Here is a 20,434-nt window from a genome sequence, read left to right on the forward strand (position 1 = left end):
AGGATCCTGCCGGCGGTCGTCGCGATGCTGACGTTCCTGCTGGTGCTCGCGTTGCCGTTGCTGACCGACCTGCCCTAGCGCGGGCCCGGACCGGAGGGATCGGACATGACCAGGCGGGTGCTGCTGCTCGCGACCAAGGACACCATCGCCTACTCGACCAGCCCGGGACAGGAGCGCGTCGCGTCCGGGGCGGAACTGCTCGACGGGATCCCGCCGGAACGGCTCGCGGCCGACGTGGTGGTCGAGGACGTGCTCGCCGAGCCGAGCTGGGACACCAGCCCGGGCACCATGCTCGGGCTGGCCCGCCGGGCCCGGTCCGCCATCCTGGCGGACGGATTCGACGGCGTGGTGGTCAGCCACGGCACCGATACCCTGGAGCAGACCGCCTACCTCGCCGACCTACTGGCCGGCCCGGCCGCCCAGCGTGGCGCGATCGTGTTCACCGGCGCGCAGCGGCAGCTCGACGAGCTTTCCGCAGACGGCCCGCGCAACCTGGCGTCGTCCATCGCCGTCGCGGCCGATCCGCTGCTGCGCGGGGCGGGCGCGGTGGTCTGCGTGGACGACGAACTGCACGCGGCCCGCTGGGCGAGCATGGTCGACGCCACCACGGTCCGGGCGTTCTCGTCGAGGCCGTTCGCGCCGCTCGGCCGGGTCGTCGGGGAGCGGGTCGAGCGGATCGGCCCGGCGCCGCCCCGGCCCGCCGAGGCGTACGGTGAGCCGGAGTCGGACGTGGCGCTGCTGAAGACGTACCCGGGAATGGACTCCGGGCTGCTCACCGCGGTCGTGGACGCGGGCGCCCGGGGTGTCGTACTCGAGGGGACCGGGCCGGGCAACGTCCCGGCCGGCCTGTTCGCCGCGATCGCCGAGTTGACCGGGTGGGACGTCCCGGTGGTGGTCGCCTCCCGAAGTCGTACCCGGACGGTTGGCCTGGCGGAGTTGCCGCCACCCGCCGGGTTGGCCGCCCGGGTCGGCGCGATCGGCGCCCGGGGCCTGCCCGCCGGCAAGGCGTGGGTCGCGCTGATGGTGGCCCTCGGCGACGGCGGTGGGGTGACGGCGGCGCGGGACTGGTTCGACCGGCTGGCCCCACCGCCCGGTGGGTGAGCCGGCGGCGGCCCGGGTCCCCCACCGCCCGGTGGGTGAGCCGGCGGCGGCCCGGGTCCCCCACCGCCCGGTGGGTGAGCCGGCGGCGGCCCGGGTCACTCCACTCTGGCCGGACGACGAAGCCGAGCCGGCCCGACGCGGGGACGGTGCCATCGGTCGATGTTCGCGTAGGCTGCGGCGATGACCGGCACCAATCCGCAGGCGGCCCGGAGCGGGCGTGGCAGGGTGCTCACCGTTGCCAAGATCGCCCGGTTGGCCGGGGTCTCCGCCCCGACGGTCTCCCGGGTCATCAACGGACAGACCGGAGTGGCGCTGGAGACCCGGAAGCGGGTCGAGGCGATCCTGCGGGAGCACGGCTACCGCCGGCCGGGTGGGTCGACCTCGGTGGCCATCGTGGAGCTGGTTTTCCACGCGCTGGAGAGTCTCTGGGCACTGGAGATCATCCGGGGTGTCGAGAAGGTGGCCCGGGAGCACGACCTGGCCGTCGTACTCACCGAGATGCAGGGCCGGCTGACCCCGGGGCGGGCCTGGACCGAGCAGGTGCTGGCCCGGCGGCCGATCGGGGTGATCGCGGTCTTCTCCGAGCTGACCGTCGCACAGCAGTCACAGCTCGCCACCCGGTCGATCCCGCTCGTCGTGCTGGATCCGACGGGGGAGCCGCTGCACCAGACCCCGTCGGTCGGTGCGACGAACTGGAACGGCGGGCTGGCCGCCACCCGGCACCTGCTGGATCTCGGGCACCGGCGGATCGCCATGTTGAGCGGGCCGCCGGAGTGGCCGTGCTGCCGGGCCCGGCTCGACGGCTACCGGGCGGCGATGGACGCGGCGGGCGTACCGGTCGATCCCGACCTGGTGCGGATCAGCACCCTGTACGTCGAGGGCGGCCTCGCCGACGGCCGCGAGTTGCTGGCGCTGCCCGACCCGCCCACCGCGATCTTCACCGCCAACGACCTCCAGGCACTCGGGGTCTACGAGGCGGCCCGCCGGGCCGGGGTCCGCATCCCGGACGAGCTGAGTGTCGTCGGCTTCGACGACCTCTCGTTCACCCGCTGGTCCGGGCCGCCGATGACGACGGTCCGCCAGCCGCTGGAGCAGATGGGGGTGACCGCCGCCCGCATGATCATCGACCTCGCGGCGGGCCAGTTCCTGGACCAGTACCGGGTCGAGCTGGCCACCGAACTCGTCGTGCGGGAGAGCACCGCCCCGCCGGCACTCGGCTGAACCCGCGCGGCTCCACTCCGAGCTTCGGTTTCGTCGGCCCCACACCGTCGTCACGAACTCATGTCAGTCTATGTCTTGTGCAGTGAAACATTCCCATCGATACTTTGGGATGTTTCAACTGGCGGGACGCCCGGATCGCCGTCCGTGATCGTGCCTCGCCGGGTCGAGAAAGGATCAGGATGGGACGACTCGTACGCGCACTCGCCGTCGCGGGCAGTGCGGTGGTGCTGGCCGCCGGCCTGGTGAGCCTGACGGTGGCCACCCCGGCCTCGGCGGCGGCGCTGACCGAGGTGACCAACTTCGGCACCAACCCCAGCAACCTGCGGATGCACCTCTACGTGCCGGACCGGCTGGCGACGCGTCCCGCGATCCTGGTCGCGGTGCACTACTGCACCGGTACCGGCCCCGCGTTCTACTCCGGCACCCAGTTCGCCTCGCTGGCGGACCGGTACGGCTACATCGTCATCTACCCCTCGGCGACCCGCAGCGGGCAGTGCTTCGACGTCTACTCGCCGCAGGCGCTGCGTCGCGACGGCGGCAGCGACCCCGTCTCGATCATGTCGATGGTCCGGTACGTCCAGCAGCGCTACAGCACCGGACAGGTCTTCGCCACCGGTGTCTCCTCCGGCGCCATGATGACCAACGTGCTGCTCGGCAACTATCCGGACGTCTTCACCGCCGGGGCCGCGTTCGCCGGTGTGCCGCACAGTTGCTTCGCCACCACCGGCGGCTCCACCTGGAACAGCGAGTGCGCCAACGGTCAGGTCATCCGCACCGCCCAGCAGTGGGGCGACCTGGTCCGGGCCGCGTACCCCGGCTACACCGGTGCCCGTCCCCGGATGCAGTTGTGGCACGGCACCAACGACGAGACGCTGCGCTACCCGAACTTCGGTGAAGAGATCAAGCAGTGGACCAACGTGCACGGACTGAGTCAGACCCCGACCTTCACCGACACGCCGCAATCCGGCAACACCCGTACCCGCTACGGCGGCAGCGGCCCGACGGCGCCGGTCGAGGCGATCAGCATGCAGGGGGTACCGCACAACCTGCCGGTGAACGCGGCCGAGGCGATCCGGTTCTTCGGGCTGGACAGCACCGCCACGCCGACCGGGACCCCGACGGCCGTACCGACCACCACGTCGCCGCCGACCCAACCGCCGACCCAACCGCCGACCGAGCCGCCGGCCGGTGGCTGCGCGGTCAGCTACGCGGTGAACGCCTGGAACGCCGGGCTGACCGCCGCGATCAGCATCACCAACCAGGGCACCTCCGCCATCAACGGCTGGACGCTCTCCTTCACCCTGCCGGCCGGGCAGACCATCACCTCGGGGTGGAACGCGTCCTACAGTCCGGCCAGCGGTGCGGTGACCGCCCGCAACGCCAGCTACAACGGCACCATCGCGCCGAACGCGTCGGTCGGGATCGGCTTCCAGGCCAGCCACACCGGCAACACCGGTAGGCCGGCGTCGGTCAGTCTCAACGGGACGGCCTGCACGCTGAGCTGACCCGGTTCCGTACCCGATCGACCCCCAGTCGTTATCGAAGCGCGACGGGCCGCGCGAGGGAGAGGCGGGGGGGGGGGGGGGGGGGCCCCCCCCCCCCCCCCCCCCCCCCCCCCCCCCCCCGGCCCGTCTTTCTCCGGTCCGGTCAGGCCGGTGTCGTCGGGGCGCCGGACGCCGGGCCGTCGCCGGACGCCGGGCCGTCGCCGGACGCCGGGCTGCCGGCCGGGCCGGCCGTCGCCGCGAGGGTACGTAGCGCCTCGACCAGTTGCGCTCCGGAGGGCGCTCGTTCCGGGTCGAGTAGCCACTGCACGCTCAACCCGCTGATCACGGCCATCACCAGTGCCCCGACCTCGGACCTCGGACCTCCCGGCGCCGCGTCCTCAGCCCCGTGCGCCGCGCCGGTCCTGTCGTTGTCGGGACCGTCGGTGTCGACAGGGGTGGAGTCGGAGACGACCCTGTTGCCGGGGCCGCCGAGAACGGCCGAGGTGAACCCCGCCCGCCCGGCGGCCATCGCGGCGGCGAGCCGTTCCCGCAGTTCGGGGTGGTGGTCGACCTGGGCCGCCAGGTCGACGGAGGCGGCCCAGAGCTGCCGGTGCCGGGTGACCGACTCCGACACCCCGGTCCAGATCGCGGTCAGCCGATCCAGCGGGCTTGCGTCCGGATCGACCGCGATGGCCCGGTCGAGTTCGTCACCCCACTCGTCCATCGCCTCGATCATCGCGGCGGTGAGCAGGGCCTCCTTCGAGCCGAAGTGGTAGCCGATGGAGGCCAGGTTGGTGCCGGAGGCGGCGACGATGTCCCGTGCAGTGGTGCGGGCGTACCCGCGTTCGTAGAGGCAGCGCTTGGCGCCGGCCAGGAGCTGTTCCCGATGACCCACGTTCTGATCCTAGCGGCGCCCTATACGGCCGTTCAATACAATCGTCTTATACAAACGTCATAGACGTATGTATAGGACGACCGTATAGTCCTCGCCATGAGCAGCCGAACCGAGATTCCCGCCTTCGCCCGTCCGGCCGCGCCGGGCCCGCCGTCATACACTGCCGGCCGTCGTCTCGGCGACATCGACGCGCTGCGCAGCTTCGCGCTGTTCGGCATCCTGGTCGTCAACATCGCCTTCTTCGCCACGGCCTTCCCGTGGCACGGCATCGACGACCCGGCCTTCTCGTCCGGACTCGACCAGGCCGTGCGCTGGGTAGTCGCGCTACTGTTCGAGCTGAAGTTCTACCTGCTCTTCGCGTTCCTGTTCGGCTACAGCTTCACGTTGCAGTTCGACTCCGCCGCCCGGCAGGGCGCCGCCTTCGTGCCCCGGTTCCTCCGCCGGCTGGCCGGACTGTTCGTGATCGGCGCCGCGCACGCCGTACTGCTGTTCCACGGAGACATCCTCAGCACGTACGCCGTGCTCGGGCTGATCCTGCTGGTCGTGCGCGGCATCCGGCCCCGTACCGCGCTGGTCACCGCCGGGGTGCTGACCGGGGTGGTCGCACTCTTCCTGACGATGTCGGCGCTCTCCGGCACGGTCTTCGCCCCGGACGCGGCGGCCGCGATCGCCGCCGGACAGGAGTCCACCGAAACGCTGCGCGGCGACCCGGGCTCGGTGATAGTCGAGCACCTCCGCGCGATGCCGCAGATGCTCGCCGGGCTCGCCGGGTTCCAGGGGCCGCTCGCGATGGCCGCGTTCCTGGTCGGGCTGGCCGCCGGCAAACGGCAGGTGCTCGCCGACGCCGGCCGGTACCGCCGGGCGCTGCGCATCGTCCAGTACGTCGGATATCCGGTCGGCCTGGCCGGCGGGGTGGTGCTGGCCAGCACCGGCGGCACCACCCGGCTGAACATGTTCGCCGTGGCGGTCACGGTACTGACCGCGCCGCTGCTCACCGCCGCCTACGTCGGCACCCTGCTGGAGTTCTTCCGTACCCGGCCGGGGCGGCGTCTGGCCGCCGTACTCGCGCCGGCCGGGCAGATGGCGCTGAGCAACTACCTCGGTCAGTCGGTGGTCTGCGCGATCCTCTTCACCGGATGGGGCTTCGGACTCATCGGCCACGTCTCGCCGCTGACCGCCGTACTCCTCGCCGTCGCGATCTTCCTGCTCCAGGTCCTGGTCAGCGCGCGCTGGCTGGCCACCCACCGCTACGGCCCGGCCGAGTTCTACCTGCGCGCCGCCACCAACGCGGCCTGGCCAGCCTGGCGCCGGCAGCCGGCCTGACACCGCACGCGAGCCCGCCGCACTGCCGCCCGGACGGCGATCGACGCGCCGCGTGGACCGCGACGCGTCGATCGCCGTGTTCACCGTCCCGCCCCGGATGTCGCGCGGTGGCACGCTCTGCCAGAGTGTCGCGCCATGCGCGGACTACTCGACGACGAGACACTTGCCTCGTCGGCCGTGGTGGCGAACTCGGCGATGAACCGGGAGCGTCAACTCGACGGCGTCAACAGCTACACCCGGGAACTCGGATTCCACCCGCTGGACTGGCTCGTCGCCCGGGTCCACCCCGGCGTCCCGGCCGAGCCGCGCATCCCGCCGGTGGGCTGGCTCGACCTGTGTTGCGGCAGCGGCCGGGCACTCGGCCAGGCCGCGTGGCGGCTGCACCGGGCCGGCCTGGCCGACCGGGTGGCGATCACCGGGGTCGACCTGGTCGACTTCTTCGACGCCGCCGCGCCCGACCCGGAGCGCGGGCGGGACGACCGGAGCCCGGTCGGCGTCGGCGCACCCCACCTGGTCTGCGCCCCGATCGGCACCTGGACGCCGCCGCGCCGCTACGACCTGATCACCTGCGTGCACGGGCTGCACTACGTCGGCGACAAGCTCGGCATGCTGGCCCGGATCGCCGGCTGGCTCGTCGACGACGGCCGGTTCGTCGCCGACCTCGACCTGAGCAGCGTACGGCTGGCCGACGGGAGGGCCGCCGGTCGCCGGCTGAGCAGCCTGCTGCGGTCGGCCGGGTTCGCCGTTGACCCGAGACGGCGGCGGATCAGTCGGACCGGGCCGGTGGCGCTCTCGTTGCCGTACCGCTATCTCGGTGCCGACGACCGCGCGGGCCCCAACTACACCGGCCAGCCCGCCGTCGTCTCCTACTACGCGCCGGCCTGATCGATCGGGACGGGCCGCGCTGGGTCGGCCTCGGGGGGCGGACCCTGCTCAGTCCGCCTCGGCGGCGCGGCGGGCGCGGGCCCGGCGCTTGCCCTCGTGCATCGCCTGCACCCGGGCGATCGGGATGGTGTGCCCCTCGGCGACCAGGTCGGCGGGGAGCCGCTGCGGTTCCGGCATCCGCTCCGTCCACGGGTCGTGCCCGTCCAGCAGGCGCGGCACCGTACGCAGGGTGAAGTCGGCCGGGGCGACCCGGTCCAGTTCCTCCCACGAAACCGGAAACGACACCGGCACGCCCGGCCGGAGCCGAGGACTGTACGCCGAGACCACCGTCGCGCCGCCGGACCGGGTCGAGTCGACGAAGACCCGGCCGCCGCGGTCCTCCCGGATGAAGGCGGTGGTCGCCAGTGCGGGATCCAGCCGTTCCGCCCGGGCCGCCAGTGCCCGGGTCGCGGCGGCCACGTCCTCGATCGGCGCTTCCGGCTCGACCGGTACGAAGATGTGCACCCCCTTCGCCCCGCTGGTCTTCACCACCCCGGACAACCCCGCCTCGGCCAGTACCTGCCGGACTAGCTGGGCGGCGCCCACTACCAGCGGAAAGGTGTCCGGGGCCGGTGGATCGAGGTCCAGCACCAGATGGGTGGCGCGGTCCCGCCGCTGCGCCGTGACCAGGGTGGGGTGGTATTCGACGGCCCGCTGGTTGCCGAACCACAGCAGGGTGCGCCGGTCGTTGCAGAGGGCGTACGACACCTCGCGGCGGGACGCCTCCGCCCACAGGGTGACCGTCGAGACCCACGACGGGGTGTAACGCGGCACGTTCTTCTGCATGAACGGCGGCTGGCCCCGGAGCACCCGGATCACCGAGAGCGGCCGGTCCCGCAACTGGCCGATCAGCGGGTCGCGGACCTCGTCGAGGTAGTCCACCAGGTCCCGCTTGGTCGCGTCCGCCCCGTCGAACAGGGGTTGGTCGAGGTTGGTCAGGGAGACCCCGTCCCGTACCTCGTCGGCTCTGCCCGTCATCGAACCACTCTCCAGGGGTGCCGCCGTACGGTCAACTCCGCCGGGCCGGGCGCCGCCCGCGAGCCGGACATGATGGCCGTGGTGTGGGGCGCGGACGGCACCCCGTCAGCCGAGCACAGCCGGACGCTGTGCCCGGACTCGTCGTGCCGGTAGGCGATCGTCCCGAGCATCAGAACTCGTGGTACATGACGTGCAGGCCGACCCGGCCCAGGGTCGGATGGGCGAAGGCGCCCGGCACCGTACCCACCACGGCGAACCCGTGCCGCCGGTACAGCGTGACGGCCCGCTCGTTGGACTCGGCGACGGCGTTGAACTGCACGCCGGCGTACCCGCGCCGCTTCGCCCAGTCCAGGGTGTACCGGCACAGCGCCGTACCCACGCCCCGGCCCCGGGCGTCGGCGGCGACCATGAAGCTGGCGGTCGAGACGTGGCCGCCCGGACCGGACCGGTTCGGGCCCATCTTCGCCGTACCGAGCAGCCGGTCGTCCTCGACGGCCACCACGGTCAGCCCCGGCGCCGACTCGACCCAGATGTCGTACGCCTGCTCCGCGGTCATCCGAGGGTCGTAGGTGAACGTCTCCTCGGCCCGTACGACCTCCCGGACGATCGGCCACACCCGGGGCCAGTCGGCCGCGGTGAACTCGCGGATCTGCACGCCGTGACGCTAACCGTGCGGTCCGGGGGCGGACAACCGGGATACGAACCCGGTCGGTGCGGCCCGGCCGGGTGCGGTTCCGCCGACCCGTCCGGGTCAACCGGGCGTACCGGCGGACTCGGAGACCCGGCCGGTGCCACTGACCACCCGGTCGATGAAGCCGTAGTCCCTGGCCTCGGTCGCGGTGAACCAGCGGTCCCGGTCGGCGTCCCGGACGATCTGGTCGTACGTCTGCCCGGTGTGCTGGGCGATCATCTCCAGCAGCATCTGCTTGGTGTGCAGCATCTGCTCGGCCTGGATCGCGATGTCGGCCGCCGTACCGCCCATCCCGCCGGACGGCTGGTGCATGATGATCCGCGCGTGCGGCAGCGCGTACCGCTTGCCGGGGGTACCCGCGCAGAGCAGGAACTGCCCCATCGACCCGGCCATCCCCATCGCCACGGTCGAGACGTCGTTGTCGATGAACTGCATGGTGTCGTAGATTGCCATTCCGGCGTAGACCGAGCCACCCGGCGAGTTGATCCAGAGGTTGATGTCCCGCTCCGCGTCCTCGGCCGCGAGCAGCAGTAGTTGAGCGCAGATCCGGTTGGCCACCTCGTCGGTGACCTCACTGCCGAGGAAGATGATGCGCTCCCTCAACAGCCGGCTGTAGACCGAGTCGTCGAGGGTGCCGTGCGGCTGCTCGCCGCCGCGAGCCTGTGGGGTGTGCAGGTCAGTCATGCCAGCAACCTAGTGACGGTCACCAGGAAGAATCGACGCCTTACGCTGTCAGCGCACGGCTTCAGCCATCGGCGGAATCCGCTCCCCCGTACCGGGTCGGGGCGGCCGGGCACGAGCGCGCCGCTTGGGCGGGGTCACCGATCTTCTTCGGACAGGCGGTGACGTGCCGTAGCACCCGCCAACGGCCGATCAGCAGGGCGAAGCCGCGTTCGCCCAGGCAGGCAGCGCAAAGATCGCGGCAGCTTGTCGTACGTCTGGTTGTCGGCGCCGACGTTGTCCGCCCCTGCCAAGCGGCGCGTTCGGCGATGGTCTTGCTCTTGCCGTAGACGTCGACGCCGGGGCCGTCGAGGATGGTCCAGTCGTCCTCGGTGAACGTGTGATCGGTGTGGGGGTGGCCGTAGCCGACGGCATGGAATGCCGACACCCCGACCCCGGCAGCGACGACGCAGACAAGCTAGCGCTCCTCGGTTCCGCGATGCTGACACCCGCAATTCCCCACGCCCCGACCGTTCCACCAAGAACGACACCCGGAACGATCAGAACTCTCCCTGACCCCGCGCTCCGCACCCGCCCGGGATCGTCATCTGGGGCGTCGCGGGCCACCCTGCACCGCCGCCCTGCTGACCGCTGGGACACGGGCAGCCGAGTTCCTCGTTGAGATCACTTCATTGAATCCTTTTCGACCTCCCCTTGCGGTCCGTCGGACCGCAGAGTCGGACGCGGTGCGTGGGCGCCGCGCGGTTCAGGTCGAAAAAAGGTTCATTGGTGGAGCTTTCCGGTGGCGGCTGATCCGGGAGCATCGGCATCGGCATCGGCATCGGCGGCGCTCGGTGGTTTGTCGCGAGTCAGGTCGGCATAGACCGTGACTTGGTGAGCCAGGAACAGCAGCATGAGAATCTCCAGTGCCACCGCAGCCGTCGACAAGATCGATAAATTGCCGTGCATGCACCGGATGATGACGGCGATCATTCCGGGCAGACAGAACGTCGTCAGGTCGATGACCAGCTGGAACATTTTCCGACTGCGACGACGCCGATCGGAGCGGTGGCTGCCCTCCCACCGGAAGACCGGTTGGCCGGCACCGACCAGGGCTCCCAGGCGTGGCCCGAGATCGGTCCGGATGTACCGTCCGATCGCCGAGACCTTCTCGTCGTTGACCAGGTACGTCCAGCCGAGCACCACGCAGACCGGGGGCAGCAGCAGGAGGAGGTCCACACTCCCCGCCTGGTACGTCCCGACAACCACACCCGCGATCGAGACGAGAGTCGCGTACATGAGATTGTCGCGGGTGCTGATCCGGTGGTTCTGCTCCTCCTTGAGTCGGTCGTACTCCTGCGCCAGTAGTACGCCGAGACTGACGTCGTCCCACCTCAACCCGTTCCGCTCCGACCTGGCTGAGATCAACACGAGCGCCTCCGGATAACGGTGGGATTCCAGTATCCCGTAGTGGTCGACTCGCGTACAGTGACGAAATTTCGGTAGAAGTTGCAATCCGGCTCGGTGGTTAACGTCGACGTAGAGGCGGCCGGCGAGGTGGTCGGCCGATGTCGGCTGCCAGGGTCGATTGCGATCCGCTATTCCGGGTTTGCGTTCCGAAGGTGGAACGCGATTCGGCTGCCGGGCTTTCGTCGTCGCCGGACGGATGGCTCCGCCGTCCCGACGAGTCGGGGGGCAGGGAGCGTGTCGGGGGCAGGGAGCGCGGCGAGGCAGCTGTGCCGGGCGACCGTACGTCACACCGGCCCGGACGGCGGCGGTGGCTCCGGTCGGCCGTGGGCCCGCAGGAGGGTGCGCCCGGCAGGATTCGAACCTGCGACCAACTGCTTAGAAGGCAGCTGCTCTATCCGCTGAGCTACGGGCGCGGGCTGGTCGTGTGCCCCAGCAGGCTACCGTTGCCGGGACAACGGTCGGCGAGGACGTGACGATCTGGCCTGCACATACTAGGTTTCAAAGCGTGCAGTTGACGAGCACAATGTTTCTGCCGCTGCTGGTGTCGACCGAAGACACCAGGTACGGCGAGAACCACCTGCTCGAAGACTTCACCGAGGACCTCGACGTCGGCTACTCGTTCGGGCCACCGTACGGTAATCGCCTTGTCACCTGGGATGACCTGGACGAGCTTGAGGTCAGCCAGGCCGAGCTGCGGCAGGTGGCCGTCGACAATCTCTACCGGCTGTTGCCGCGGTTGCGGATCGACGGGCAGCCACCCGCGCCGATGCTCTCGTTCGGCGGGCTGGAATCCACCGTGCTGCTCGCCGCCGAGGTCTGGGAGGACCTGGAGCGGTCCGTGCCGGGCGAGCTGGTCGTCGGCGTACCGGCCAGGGACGTGGTGATCGTCACTGGTACGGCGTCCCGGCCTGGCATGGCGAAGGTGCGGCGGGCGGTGGACCGGATCTTCTTCGCGGGCGACCAGAATCTGCTCAGTCGCGAGCTGCTGGTGTGGCGGCAGGGCGGCTGGTCGGCATATCGGACGACGCCGGCGGCCGAGCCAGAGCCGGATCGGTGGGAGGAGCCGGCTCCAGAGCCGGGTCGCCGGGGGAATCCGGAGCGGGACCGTGACCTCCGGGCGGGTCCGGAGCGGTTCCGGGAGGCTTCGCGTGAGGGTCCGGAGCGGTTCCAGGAGCCGGGGCGCTGGCGGGGCGCGGCCCCGGAACCGGAACCGGAACCTGAGCCGGACCGGTGGCGGAGCGGTCGCCGCGCGGAGGAGCCGGGCCCGGTTCCCGGGCGGTGGCGAGGTGACTCTCGGCCGGAACCGGAGTCCGCGCCCGAGCCGGACCGCCGGCGGGACGACCCCCGGCGGGACGACCCCCGGCCGGGATCAGGGGCCGGTCGGGCCCGGTGGCATGGTGGTCCTCGGCCGGAGCCGGAGTTGGACTCGGAACCCGAACCGGACCGGTGGCGGGGCGCGTCGGGCTCGGAGCCGGGCCCGTACCGTCTGCCTCGGCAGCGGTCGGGTGACGGAGGGACGACGGACTGGCCGGAGCGGCCGCCGGTGCGGGGCTCGAGGCGACGTAAGCCGAGGCCCAGCGGGCCAACTCGGTGAACACCTGCTGACGTACGGCCAGCCCGGACAGGGTGAGGTCGTGCAGAGCGCCGTCGAAGCGGATGAGCGTCACGTGCCGACCCAGCTTCGGCGCCCAGCGGGCGATGTGCTCGACGTCGAGTACGGCGTCCGACAGCGTGGCGGACTCGTGCCAGGCCCGCCCCCGGAAACTCCGGTCCGAGATGCTCACCAGGACCGGTACCGGGATCTCCAGCCCGGCCCGCAGTTGCCGCTGCGCCCGCCGGATCGCGGCGAGCCAGCCGACCCGGATCGGGAAACCGTCGACCGGCTTCCAGGTGAGGTCGTAGGTCCACTCGCCCCGGTGCTCAGCGTGCAGGCTGTGGCCGTACACGGCGGAGAGCCGGCGGGGGACGGTCCGGTACGGCATCCGACGGCTGACCCGCGCGAGCATCGCCAGGGCCGGCCGGCGGACCAGCCAGGGCATGTTGAGGTCGAAGAACGGGCTGTTCAGGAAGAGTCCGTCGACGATTCCGGCGGATCGGCGCGCGTGCGCCCAGAGCGCGCTGACCAGGCCACCGGTCGAGTGTCCGTTGACCAGCAATGTCCGGTTGCCGTCCGTCTCGCGGATGATCCGGGCCGCCGCGTCGAGTTCCGGGAAGTACTCCGTCACGTCGTGGCAGAAGTTCGGTGTCTGGTGCGGCAGCAGGCTGCGCCCATGTTTGCGCAGGTCGATCGCGTAAAAGTTCCAGCCCTGCTCGACGAAGAAGTCCGCCAGGTGGGTCTGGAAGAAGTAGTCGACAAAGCCGTGTACGTAGAGCACGGCCCGATCACTCGGCCGGCTGGCCCGGCGCCGGACCAGGGTGGCCAGCACCGGTCCCTCCTCGTCGCGGCCCAGGTCGATCGTCTGCCGCTCGTAGGGCGGTCCGAGCAGGTCCGGTTCCACCTTTCCGACGCTACTCGGCAATACCAGACCCGTCCTTGATCAGGGCTTTTTCCACAGGGCACGCGGTTGTCCACAGCCGGCCCGGCGGCGGTGGCGGCATGTCGGGTACGGCGGCGACGCTGTCGGTCGAGTCGGCTCGGACGGGAACAACTGGATCCCTGTGGAGGGACGATGTTCGATACTTACGTAACTGTTGTCGGCAATGTGCTGACAACTCCGGAATGGCGACGTACCACCCAGAGCGGCACCCTGGTGGCCAACTTCAAGGTGGCCTCTACCGCCCGTCGCCTCGACCGGGAGAGCGGGCGGTGGGTCGACGGCAACAGCCTGCGCGTCAGGGTGAACTGTTGGCGGAAGCTGGCGGAGGGCGTCGCCTCCTCGGTGATGGTCGGCGACCCGGTCGTCGTGGTCGGCCGGCTGTACACGCGGGACTGGACCGACGACGCGGGCAACCACCGGACCATGTACGAGTTGGAGGCGGTGGCCGTCGGTCACGACCTGTCCCGGGGAAGGGGAAGGTTCGCCCGCAACCGGCCGTCGATGGCGATCTCCTCGATGGAGGAGGCCGAGGCCGAGGCCCGGGTGCACGGCGAGACCACCGAGTCGGTGGCGCCCGAGGAAGCGCCGGTGCTGCCCGACGGGCGCCCGCTGGACGACGACGGGGAGTACCCTGGCCTGCCGGTTCCGCCCGGCCAGGGCTTGGGTTCGGCTCACCTGCCGGCCGACCCCTTCGACGGCCGGATCGACCTCGACGGGTTGCCCGACGGAGACGTGACCGGCCCGGGCGAGGCGGTCACCTCGTCGACCGGCGGTGCCTACGGTCCGCTGAGTGGTGACGGAGGGCGGGGCGGCGTCGACGCGGTTGATGTCGGGGACGGCGAGATCGACCTCGGCGCCGACGGTGGGGACGAGGACGACCAGGAGTTCCGCGACGAGAACGACGCCCACACCGCAGACCTCGGCGATACCGGCGGCGCCAGGCGCGGCAGCCGTGGCCGGCTGCCGGTGTCCGTCTGAACACATCCGGCCCAGGCGCTCGTGGCTGGAAGGGGTCCGGCCCGAACCCGCCTGGTCCGGCGGTCCGGCCCCGGTAGGTGGCCGGACAGCGGGTCGCCCGGATCGACGCGGTGGTCGCCTCCCCACCGCCCATCCGGGCCGACCAAGGGTGGGGAGGTCGGTCGCGGCACCGGCCGATCTCCCCACTCCACCGTGAAGCAGCCGACTGTCTATCGCTGCGGATGCCGTGGGCGCTGTGGGTGCTGCGAATACGCCGGGGTGCTGTGGGGCTCGGGGGAGTGGCGGTGCGGTCCGGGGCGGCGGGTTGCACCGGGTGGGCCAGCCGTGCAGGGAGAACCCGCACCCTTTCCGTCTCTGAACTAAGCCGTCGCTCGGGGGCGGCTGTCGAAATCCTCCGGGGATTGCTGGCCACGGCGAGGTGCGGGCACCGCCCCGGCAGCCTTTCCGGCTGGCCCCGGCCGGGCAGCGTCTCCGGCCGTCTCCGGCCCGGTGTCCGCAGTCGATTCACGCGGTTGCTCGGGTTGTCGCTGACGTACGACGGTGGATCGCGGCGGTGCGGTTCGAGGCCGGCGTCGAGGACTGAGGAGACGCATCATCGGTGTCTCGACCAACCGGAAGAGCAACCAGGCGGCGGCGAGGCTCACCAACAGCAGGGCGATCGCCACGACCGGGCCCTGCCAGCCGGGAAACCCCCCGGTGTGCCCGGTGAAACGGAAGATGGCCTTGATCAGGAACACATGGACCAGATAGAACGCGAACGACACCTCGCCGAGCCAGACCAGCGGTCGGGATCGCCACGGCGACCAGCGGCCGGTGGTGTCCGCCCGGGCCGCACTCGCGATCACCAGTACGTAACCGAAGGCCAGCACGGTGGTCCAGAGTTCGGCGCGGATCCACTCCATCGACGCCACCCAGATCGCGACGAAGAGGCCGGTGGAGACGAGCAGCCCCGGCCCTCGCCACTTCCCCCGCAGCATGAGCTCGGCGGCGGCGACGCCCATCCAGAACTCGAAGGAGCGTACGACCGGGAAGATCTGGGTGAACCACCAGCGGGCGGTCTCCGGCAGCAGTTGCTGGCCCGGCCACATCGCCAGGATGAGCAGCGGCATGGCGATGAGGACGGCGTAGAGCTGCCATGCCCGCATCCGACGGATCAGTGGGAGGACGAACGGCAGCGAGAGATAGAAGAACATCTCGCAGGCAAGCGACCAACTGACGTTGTTGATGCTGTAGAAGTAGCCGTCGACCGGGATCCAGGCCTGCACCAGGAACAGGTTGGCCAGCGCCGCCTTCACGTTGAGGGGGTCGGCCCAGTACAACGCGAGTGCGATGACCACGGCCCAGGTGACCAGGTGGTTCGGATAGATTTTCGCGGCCCGACGCCGCCAGAACGCACGCTTCGTGTCACCCGGCCGGGCGGACCAGACCAGCACGAAGCCGCTGAGGATGAAGAAGAACTGCACCCCGGAGAGGCCGAGCGTGAAGGCCCAGTCGACGATCTGGCGATATCCGGGCTCGGCGACGATCTGCATGGTGCCGATGTGAAAGCCGAAGACCAGCATCGCGGCGACCCACCGCAGCCCGGTCAGGGACGGCAGTCGGTGCAGCGCGCCGTTCGCGCGACCTCGTCCTGCCTGGCTGGCGTCCGTGGTCTGGCTGGCGTCCGTGGTCTGGCTGGCGTCCGTGGTCTGGCTGGCGTCCGTGGTCTGGCTGGCGCCTGCTCGCTCGCCGCCATCTGCTGCCCCGCCGGCCTGCTGCACCGTGCCGGCCTCCTGCACTCGACCGGCCGTGGCCGATCGGTTGGCAACTTCCGCGGTGACGGGCGTCACGCCGGTCATCGGACCTCCTCGATGGGCACATCGATGGCCAGCACTTACGCCTCCCGTCGGCCGGATTGAGCCGGGATGTCGGTCGTGCGGTGCCTCCCGGCTGCGTACCCCCGCTGTCGCGGGTCCGCCCGCGACCCTATCCGGTGCTGTGGTGGCCCCTCGTGGGCGCGGGCACCGCCCGATCCGCCGTACCGGCAGAGGCGCTGGTCAGTGACGTGTTGATCGTCCTCGTCGCGGCCACCACTAGGCTCCGCGACAAGGGGAGGTGGTTTCCGTGCGGCCAGATGGCAGGTTGTCCGGTGGCAGGTTGTCCGGAACCGGCGACGCGGTGGGCTGGCGCGGGAGGGGACGACCCGGCCGGACGCGTCGGACCGGCGGTCGGGGCAGGGCGCCGGGGTGGCTGGGCGGCGGCGCGGCCAACGCCGCCGGGCTGGCCGCCGGCTATGCACTCGACGCGCTCTTCGGTGACCCTCGGCGGGGTCATCCGGTGGCCGGGTTCGGGCAGTTCGCAGGCGCGCTCGAACGCCGGATGTACCAGCCTCGGCGTACGTCGGGTGCCGGGTTCGCAGCGCTCGCGATCGGCGTACCGGTGGTTCTCGGTGGGGCGGCGGCGGTCGCCACCCGGCACCGACCGCTGACCCGCGCGGCGCTGGTCGCCGCCGCCACCTGGACGGTGCTCGGCGGACGGACGCTGCGGCGGGAAGCCACGGTCATGAGCCAGGCACTTCGTCGGGCGGACGTGCCGGCGGCACGGCAACGGCTGGGCCACCTCTGCGGGCGGGATCCGGCCGCGTTGGACGAGCCCGAACTCGCCCGGGCCACCGTCGAGTCGGTGGCGGAGAACACCTCCGACGCGGTGGTCGCGCCGCTGGTCTGGGGCGCGGTGGCCGGGTTGCCCGGTCTGCTCGGCTACCGGGCGGCGAACACCCTGGACGCGATGGTCGGGCACCGATCGGAGCGGTACGCCCGGTTCGGCACCGCCGCCGCCCGCCTCGACGACCTGCTCAACCTGCTGCCCTCCCGGCTGACCGGGTTGCTCACCATCGTCGCCGCCCCGCTGGTCAGGGGCGACCGGACGCGTGCCTGGCGGGTCTGGCGGCGCGACCGGGCGGACCATCCCAGTCCGAACGCCGGGCAGTGCGAGGCGGCGATGGCCGGTGCGCTGGGCGTCCGGTTGGGCGGCCGCAACGTCTATTTCGGACGTTCCGAGGTCCGGCCGTTCCTCGGCGACGGCCCCCGGCCGGAGGTGCGGCACATCGATCGGGCCGCCCGGCTATCCGGAGCGGTCGGGCTCGCCGCACTGGGCTTGGCGGTGGCGTACGCGGCCACCAGCCAACCGCGCCGGGGCACAGCCGGTTGGCTCACCCGCCGGTTGCCAAGACGCGCAATGCCCTCCGGGATGGAGCGGACGTCCCCGGAGCCGATCCGGGTAGCCGACCAGCGGGCCCGGTCAGCCCGGTGAGCCCGACGAAGCCGGTGAGCCAGGTGAGCCCGATGAGTGGCGGCCTGCTGGTCGCCGGCACCACCTCGGACGCCGGCAAGAGCGTGCTCACCGCCGGCATCTGCCGCTGGCTGCATCGCCAGGGGGTCAGGGTGGCGCCGTTCAAGGCGCAGAACATGTCCAACAACTCCGCGGTGGTGATCGGGCCGGACGGCCGGGGCGGCGAGATCGGTCGGGCCCAGGCCATGCAGGCCGCCGCCTGCGGGGTGCCACCTGACCTGCGGTTCAATCCGGTACTGCTGAAACCCGGCAGTGACCGGTCGAGCCAGGTCGTGCTGCTCGGCCGGGCGGTCGATACCGTCACCGCAGGCAACTTCCGTACCCTGCGCCCCCGGCTCGCCACGGCCGCCTTCGAGGCGCTCGCCGAGCTGCGCGCCGAGTACGACGTGGTGGTCTGCGAGGGGGCGGGCAGCCCGACCGAGATCAACCTGCGGGACACCGACTACGCCAACATGGGCCTGGCCCGGCATGCCCGGCTGCCGACGATCGTGGTCGGCGACATCGACCGGGGCGGCGTCTTCGCGTCGATGTTCGGCACCGTGGCCCTGCTGGACGCCGCCGACCAGGAACTCGTGGCCGGCTTCGTGGTCAACAAGTTCCGGGGCGACCTGGATCTGCTCCGTCCCGGGCTCGGCATGCTGACCCAGCTCACCGGGCGACCCACGTACGGGGTGCTGCCCTGGCACGTCGACCTGTGGCTGGACGCCGAGGACTCGCTCGCCTACGGGCGGGTGCTCGGCCGACCGGCACCGCCGAAGGGCCGCGAATGGCTGGACGTGGCGGTGATCCGGCTGCCGCGGGTCTCCAACGCCACCGACGTGGAGGCGCTGGCCACCGAGCCGGGGGTACGGGTCCGGCTGACCGTCGAGCCGGCCGAGGTGGCCGCCGCCGATCTTGTCGTACTGCCCGGCACGAAGTCGACCGTGGCCGACCTGGACTGGCTGCGCCGCACCGGGCTGGCCGACGTGGTGCACGCACACGTGGCGGCCGGGCGGCCGTTGCTCGGCATCTGCGGCGGCTACCAGATGCTCGCTCGCAGCATCGACGACGAGGTGGAGAGCGGGCGTGGCCGGGTCGCCGGCCTCGGCCTGCTGCCCATCGAGATCACCTTCGGCGCCGCCAAGACCGTGACGCGATCGGCGGGCACGGCGTTCGGCTCGGTCCCGGTCCAGGGCTACGAGATCCACCACGGGTACGTCTCCGGTGCCGACCCGGCACCGTCAGCACTGATCCACTACTCGGACGGCCGGCCGGAGGGCGCGGCGGTAGGCCACCTTTTCGGCACCCACTGGCACGGCGCGTTCACCTCGGACCGGTTTCGTCGCCGGTTCCTCACCGAGGTGGCCCGACTTGCCGGCCGGCACGGTTTCCAGGTCGCCCCGGACACCTCGTTCGGGGCGGCCCGGCAACGCACCCTGGACCTCCTCGGCGACCTGGTGGAGGAGCACCTCGACACCACCGCCCTGTGGCGGCTCGTCGAGCAGGGTCCGCCGGCCGGGCTACCGTTCGTCCCGCCGGGCGCACCGCCGGCACCCGCCCTGGGCACACCGCGCATGCCGGCGAGATAGCCGCCTCCTGCGACGGCAGGTGCCTGCGGCCTGTGGCACCGACGGCAGGTGGCTCAGGCCTGTCACGCCGACGTGCGGTGGAGTCACCTCCGCAGGTCGGCCGGGTCGTCGGCGCAGGGCAGCCCGGCTCGGCGCCAGGCCTCGAAGCCGCCGATCAGGTCCGTCGCCCGCCACAGACCGAGGGATCGGAGGCTGGCCGCCGCCAGGCTGGAGCTGTAGCCCTGGCGGCAGACCACCACGATCTCGATGTCGTAGCCGGCCGCTTCCGGGATCCGCGACCCGCTCGCCGGATCGAGCCGCCACTCCAGCACGGTGCGGTCGATCACCAGCGCCCCCGGCAACTCGCCCTGCTCCGCCCGTTGCGGGTCGGTACGGGTGTCCACCAGCAGCGCCCCGCGCCGCGTCGCCGCGAGCGTCTCCAGCGGCGTCAGGCGGGGTACTCCGGCACGGGCGCGAGCGAGCAGCGCGGCCACACCCCGATCTTGATCCGACACTGGATCATTGTCTCCCGGCCCAGCTCAGCCGGGAGTAGGGTCGGCCGGATGTCACCCGTGGTCGAGTCGTACGCCGAGTTGGCGGCGCGGATCCTGCGCCAGCCGGCCCGGCTGGGGCGGACTCGACTAATCGCGGTCGACGGGCCGAGCGGAGCCGGTAAGACCGTCTTCGCCAGCCGGCTGGCGGGTGCGCTCGACGCCGCCACACCGGTGCTGCACACCGACGACCTGCTCGACGGCTGGGCGGACCAGTTCACCTTCTGGCCACGCCTGGAGGAGTGGGTACTCTCCCCGCTGCGCGCCGGCCGACCGGCGCGATACCGCCGGTACGACTGGACCCGGGGCAGCTTCGGGCCGGGCTGGACGGTGCTGCCGCCCGCCCCGGTGGTGATCGTCGAAGGAGTCTCCAGCGCCCGCGCGGTCATCGCCGCCGAGCTGAGCCTGGCAGTCTTCGTCACCGCACCGGCCGAGCTGTGCCGGGACCGTACCCTGGCCCGGGACGGCGCCGCGCTGGCAGCTCAACTCACGCTCTGGCGTCGCGGTGAGCGGGCGCATTTTGCCGCGGACCGTACGGCCGAGCGGGCCGACCTGGTGGTGGACGGTGCCACCGGCTCGGCGCTGCAGGGCGCCGCTTTCGTCCGGCTCCGGTGACGGACCGATCCGCGGCTCCGGTGACTGATCCGCGGCTCCGGTGACGGACTGACCCTGGTCCGCTTATGGACGTATCCGGATCGCTGCGGCACGATCGGCAGGACAGGCCGACGTAGCGGCGGGCGGGGG

Annotated in this window: 18 protein-coding genes, 1 tRNA gene and 1 pseudogene; 9 read left to right on the forward strand and 11 right to left on the reverse strand. The window is 71.6% G+C overall.

All coding sequences use genetic code 11. The annotated features are described in order from the left end of the window. The first annotated feature begins 105 nt into the window (after positions 1-105). From R6Y94_RS06950 to R6Y94_RS06960, 3 genes are all read left to right on the forward strand, one after another. Positions 106-1,101: an asparaginase gene (locus R6Y94_RS06950; RefSeq protein ID WP_318394936.1), complete on the forward strand. Its 996-nt coding sequence runs from the start codon at positions 106-108 to the stop codon at positions 1,099-1,101. A gap of 180 nt (positions 1,102-1,281) precedes the next feature. Further along, the gene (locus R6Y94_RS06955) at positions 1,282-2,322 is read left to right on the forward strand and encodes a LacI family DNA-binding transcriptional regulator (protein WP_318394937.1); all 1,041 of its coding nucleotides are present in this window, start codon (positions 1,282-1,284) and stop codon (positions 2,320-2,322) included. Between the two features lie 179 nt (positions 2,323-2,501). Then, positions 2,502-3,827 carry a PHB depolymerase family esterase gene (locus R6Y94_RS06960; RefSeq protein ID WP_318394938.1) on the forward strand — a complete coding sequence of 442 codons (1,326 nt, stop codon included), beginning with the start codon at positions 2,502-2,504 and terminating at the stop codon, positions 3,825-3,827. Positions 3,828-3,969: 142 nt separating this feature from the next. Here R6Y94_RS06960 and R6Y94_RS06965 read toward each other — a convergent pair whose 3' ends face one another. Continuing rightward, positions 3,970-4,701, reverse strand: coding sequence for a TetR/AcrR family transcriptional regulator (locus R6Y94_RS06965; RefSeq protein WP_318394939.1), 732 nt, complete (start codon positions 4,699-4,701; stop codon positions 3,970-3,972). A gap of 96 nt (positions 4,702-4,797) precedes the next feature. Here R6Y94_RS06965 and R6Y94_RS06970 point away from each other — a divergent pair, with 96 nt between their 5' ends. Both R6Y94_RS06970 and R6Y94_RS06975 read left to right on the forward strand, forming a co-directional pair. Further along, on the forward strand, positions 4,798-6,024 hold the full coding sequence (locus R6Y94_RS06970) for a DUF418 domain-containing protein (RefSeq protein ID WP_318394940.1): 1,227 nt from the start codon (positions 4,798-4,800) through the stop codon (positions 6,022-6,024). Between the two features lie 135 nt (positions 6,025-6,159). Next, positions 6,160-6,909 (forward strand): class I SAM-dependent methyltransferase, encoded by a 750-nt coding sequence (locus R6Y94_RS06975; protein WP_318394941.1) that lies wholly within the window; start codon positions 6,160-6,162, stop codon positions 6,907-6,909. A 48-nt stretch (positions 6,910-6,957) separates the two neighbouring features. On the opposite strand, the gene R6Y94_RS06980 is transcribed toward R6Y94_RS06975, so the two are convergent. From R6Y94_RS06980 to R6Y94_RS07015, 8 genes and pseudogenes are all read right to left on the reverse strand, one after another. Next, entirely contained in the window at positions 6,958-7,926 is a 969-nt protein-coding gene (locus R6Y94_RS06980) for an ATP-dependent DNA ligase (RefSeq protein WP_318394942.1), read from the reverse strand. A gap of 169 nt (positions 7,927-8,095) precedes the next feature. Next, positions 8,096-8,581, reverse strand: coding sequence for a GNAT family N-acetyltransferase (locus R6Y94_RS06985; protein ID WP_318394943.1), 486 nt, complete (start codon positions 8,579-8,581; stop codon positions 8,096-8,098). A 96-nt stretch (positions 8,582-8,677) separates the two neighbouring features. Beyond that, on the reverse strand, positions 8,678-9,301 hold the full coding sequence (locus R6Y94_RS06990; RefSeq protein WP_318394944.1) for an ATP-dependent Clp protease proteolytic subunit: 624 nt from the start codon (positions 9,299-9,301) through the stop codon (positions 8,678-8,680). A gap of 61 nt (positions 9,302-9,362) precedes the next feature. Beyond that, positions 9,363-9,725, reverse strand: coding sequence for a hypothetical protein (locus R6Y94_RS06995; RefSeq protein WP_318394945.1), 363 nt, complete (start codon positions 9,723-9,725; stop codon positions 9,363-9,365). A 335-nt stretch (positions 9,726-10,060) separates the two neighbouring features. Further along, positions 10,061-10,792, reverse strand: a complete 732-nt coding sequence (locus R6Y94_RS07000) for a hypothetical protein (RefSeq protein ID WP_318394946.1) — start codon at positions 10,790-10,792, stop codon at positions 10,061-10,063. A gap of 295 nt (positions 10,793-11,087) precedes the next feature. Beyond that, positions 11,088-11,160 (reverse strand) — tRNA-Arg (locus tag R6Y94_RS07005). A 304-nt stretch (positions 11,161-11,464) separates the two neighbouring features. Continuing rightward, the gene (locus R6Y94_RS07010) at positions 11,465-11,638 is read right to left on the reverse strand and encodes a hypothetical protein (protein ID WP_318394947.1); all 174 of its coding nucleotides are present in this window, start codon (positions 11,636-11,638) and stop codon (positions 11,465-11,467) included. A 581-nt stretch (positions 11,639-12,219) separates the two neighbouring features. Then, positions 12,220-13,245, reverse strand: a pseudogene (locus tag R6Y94_RS07015) (alpha/beta hydrolase); the annotation flags it as partial. Positions 13,246-13,416: 171 nt separating this feature from the next. Here R6Y94_RS07015 and ssb point away from each other — a divergent pair. Further along, positions 13,417-14,262 (forward strand): single-stranded DNA-binding protein, encoded by an 846-nt coding sequence (gene ssb / locus R6Y94_RS07020; RefSeq protein ID WP_318394948.1) that lies wholly within the window; start codon positions 13,417-13,419, stop codon positions 14,260-14,262. Positions 14,263-14,621: 359 nt separating this feature from the next. On the opposite strand, the gene R6Y94_RS07025 is transcribed toward ssb, so the two are convergent. Then, a complete protein-coding gene (locus tag R6Y94_RS07025) occupies positions 14,622-16,100 on the reverse strand; it encodes an acyltransferase (RefSeq protein WP_318394949.1) in 1,479 nt (492 codons plus the stop codon). Positions 16,101-16,491: 391 nt separating this feature from the next. Between R6Y94_RS07025 and R6Y94_RS07030 the strand changes: the two genes are divergently transcribed. Together R6Y94_RS07030 and R6Y94_RS07035 are read left to right on the forward strand one after the other, a co-directional pair. After that, a complete protein-coding gene (locus tag R6Y94_RS07030; RefSeq protein WP_318395072.1) occupies positions 16,492-17,553 on the forward strand; it encodes a cobalamin biosynthesis protein in 1,062 nt (353 codons plus the stop codon). A 32-nt stretch (positions 17,554-17,585) separates the two neighbouring features. After that, positions 17,586-19,160, forward strand: a complete 1,575-nt coding sequence (locus tag R6Y94_RS07035) for a cobyric acid synthase (protein ID WP_318394950.1) — start codon at positions 17,586-17,588, stop codon at positions 19,158-19,160. A gap of 83 nt (positions 19,161-19,243) precedes the next feature. Here R6Y94_RS07035 and R6Y94_RS07040 read toward each other — a convergent pair whose 3' ends face one another. Further along, the gene (locus R6Y94_RS07040) at positions 19,244-19,654 is read right to left on the reverse strand and encodes a rhodanese-like domain-containing protein (RefSeq protein ID WP_318394951.1); all 411 of its coding nucleotides are present in this window, start codon (positions 19,652-19,654) and stop codon (positions 19,244-19,246) included. A 48-nt stretch (positions 19,655-19,702) separates the two neighbouring features. Between R6Y94_RS07040 and R6Y94_RS07045 the strand changes: the two genes are divergently transcribed. Continuing rightward, positions 19,703-20,305, forward strand: a complete 603-nt coding sequence (locus tag R6Y94_RS07045) for a hypothetical protein (RefSeq protein ID WP_318394952.1) — start codon at positions 19,703-19,705, stop codon at positions 20,303-20,305. The last annotated feature ends 129 nt before the right edge of the window (positions 20,306-20,434 follow it).

Origin of the sequence: Plantactinospora sp. KLBMP9567 (genome assembly GCF_033446045.1) — a bacterium.
GTDB lineage: Bacteria > Actinomycetota > Actinomycetes > Mycobacteriales > Micromonosporaceae > Plantactinospora.

What these genes read in the sequence shown, in the direction of transcription:
- R6Y94_RS06975 (WP_318394941.1), top strand. Translation starts at nt 6,160, where the DNA reads ATGCGCGGACTACTCGACGACGAGACACTTGCCTCGTCGGCCGTGGTG.
- R6Y94_RS06960 (WP_318394938.1), top strand. Translation starts at nt 2,502, where the DNA reads ATGGGACGACTCGTACGCGCACTCGCCGTCGCGGGCAGTGCGGTGGTG.
- R6Y94_RS06950 (WP_318394936.1), top strand. Translation starts at nt 106, where the DNA reads ATGACCAGGCGGGTGCTGCTGCTCGCGACCAAGGACACCATCGCCTAC.
- R6Y94_RS07025 (WP_318394949.1), bottom strand. Translation starts at nt 16,100, where the DNA reads ATGACCGGCGTGACGCCCGTCACCGCGGAAGTTGCCAACCGATCGGCC.
- R6Y94_RS06970 (WP_318394940.1), top strand. Translation starts at nt 4,798, where the DNA reads ATGAGCAGCCGAACCGAGATTCCCGCCTTCGCCCGTCCGGCCGCGCCG.
- ssb (WP_318394948.1), top strand. Translation starts at nt 13,417, where the DNA reads ATGTTCGATACTTACGTAACTGTTGTCGGCAATGTGCTGACAACTCCG.
- R6Y94_RS06955 (WP_318394937.1), top strand. Translation starts at nt 1,282, where the DNA reads ATGACCGGCACCAATCCGCAGGCGGCCCGGAGCGGGCGTGGCAGGGTG.
- R6Y94_RS06990 (WP_318394944.1), bottom strand. Translation starts at nt 9,301, where the DNA reads ATGACTGACCTGCACACCCCACAGGCTCGCGGCGGCGAGCAGCCGCAC.
- R6Y94_RS07045 (WP_318394952.1), top strand. Translation starts at nt 19,703, where the DNA reads ATGTCACCCGTGGTCGAGTCGTACGCCGAGTTGGCGGCGCGGATCCTG.
- R6Y94_RS07035 (WP_318394950.1), top strand. Translation starts at nt 17,586, where the DNA reads ATGAGTGGCGGCCTGCTGGTCGCCGGCACCACCTCGGACGCCGGCAAG.
- R6Y94_RS06980 (WP_318394942.1), bottom strand. Translation starts at nt 7,926, where the DNA reads ATGACGGGCAGAGCCGACGAGGTACGGGACGGGGTCTCCCTGACCAAC.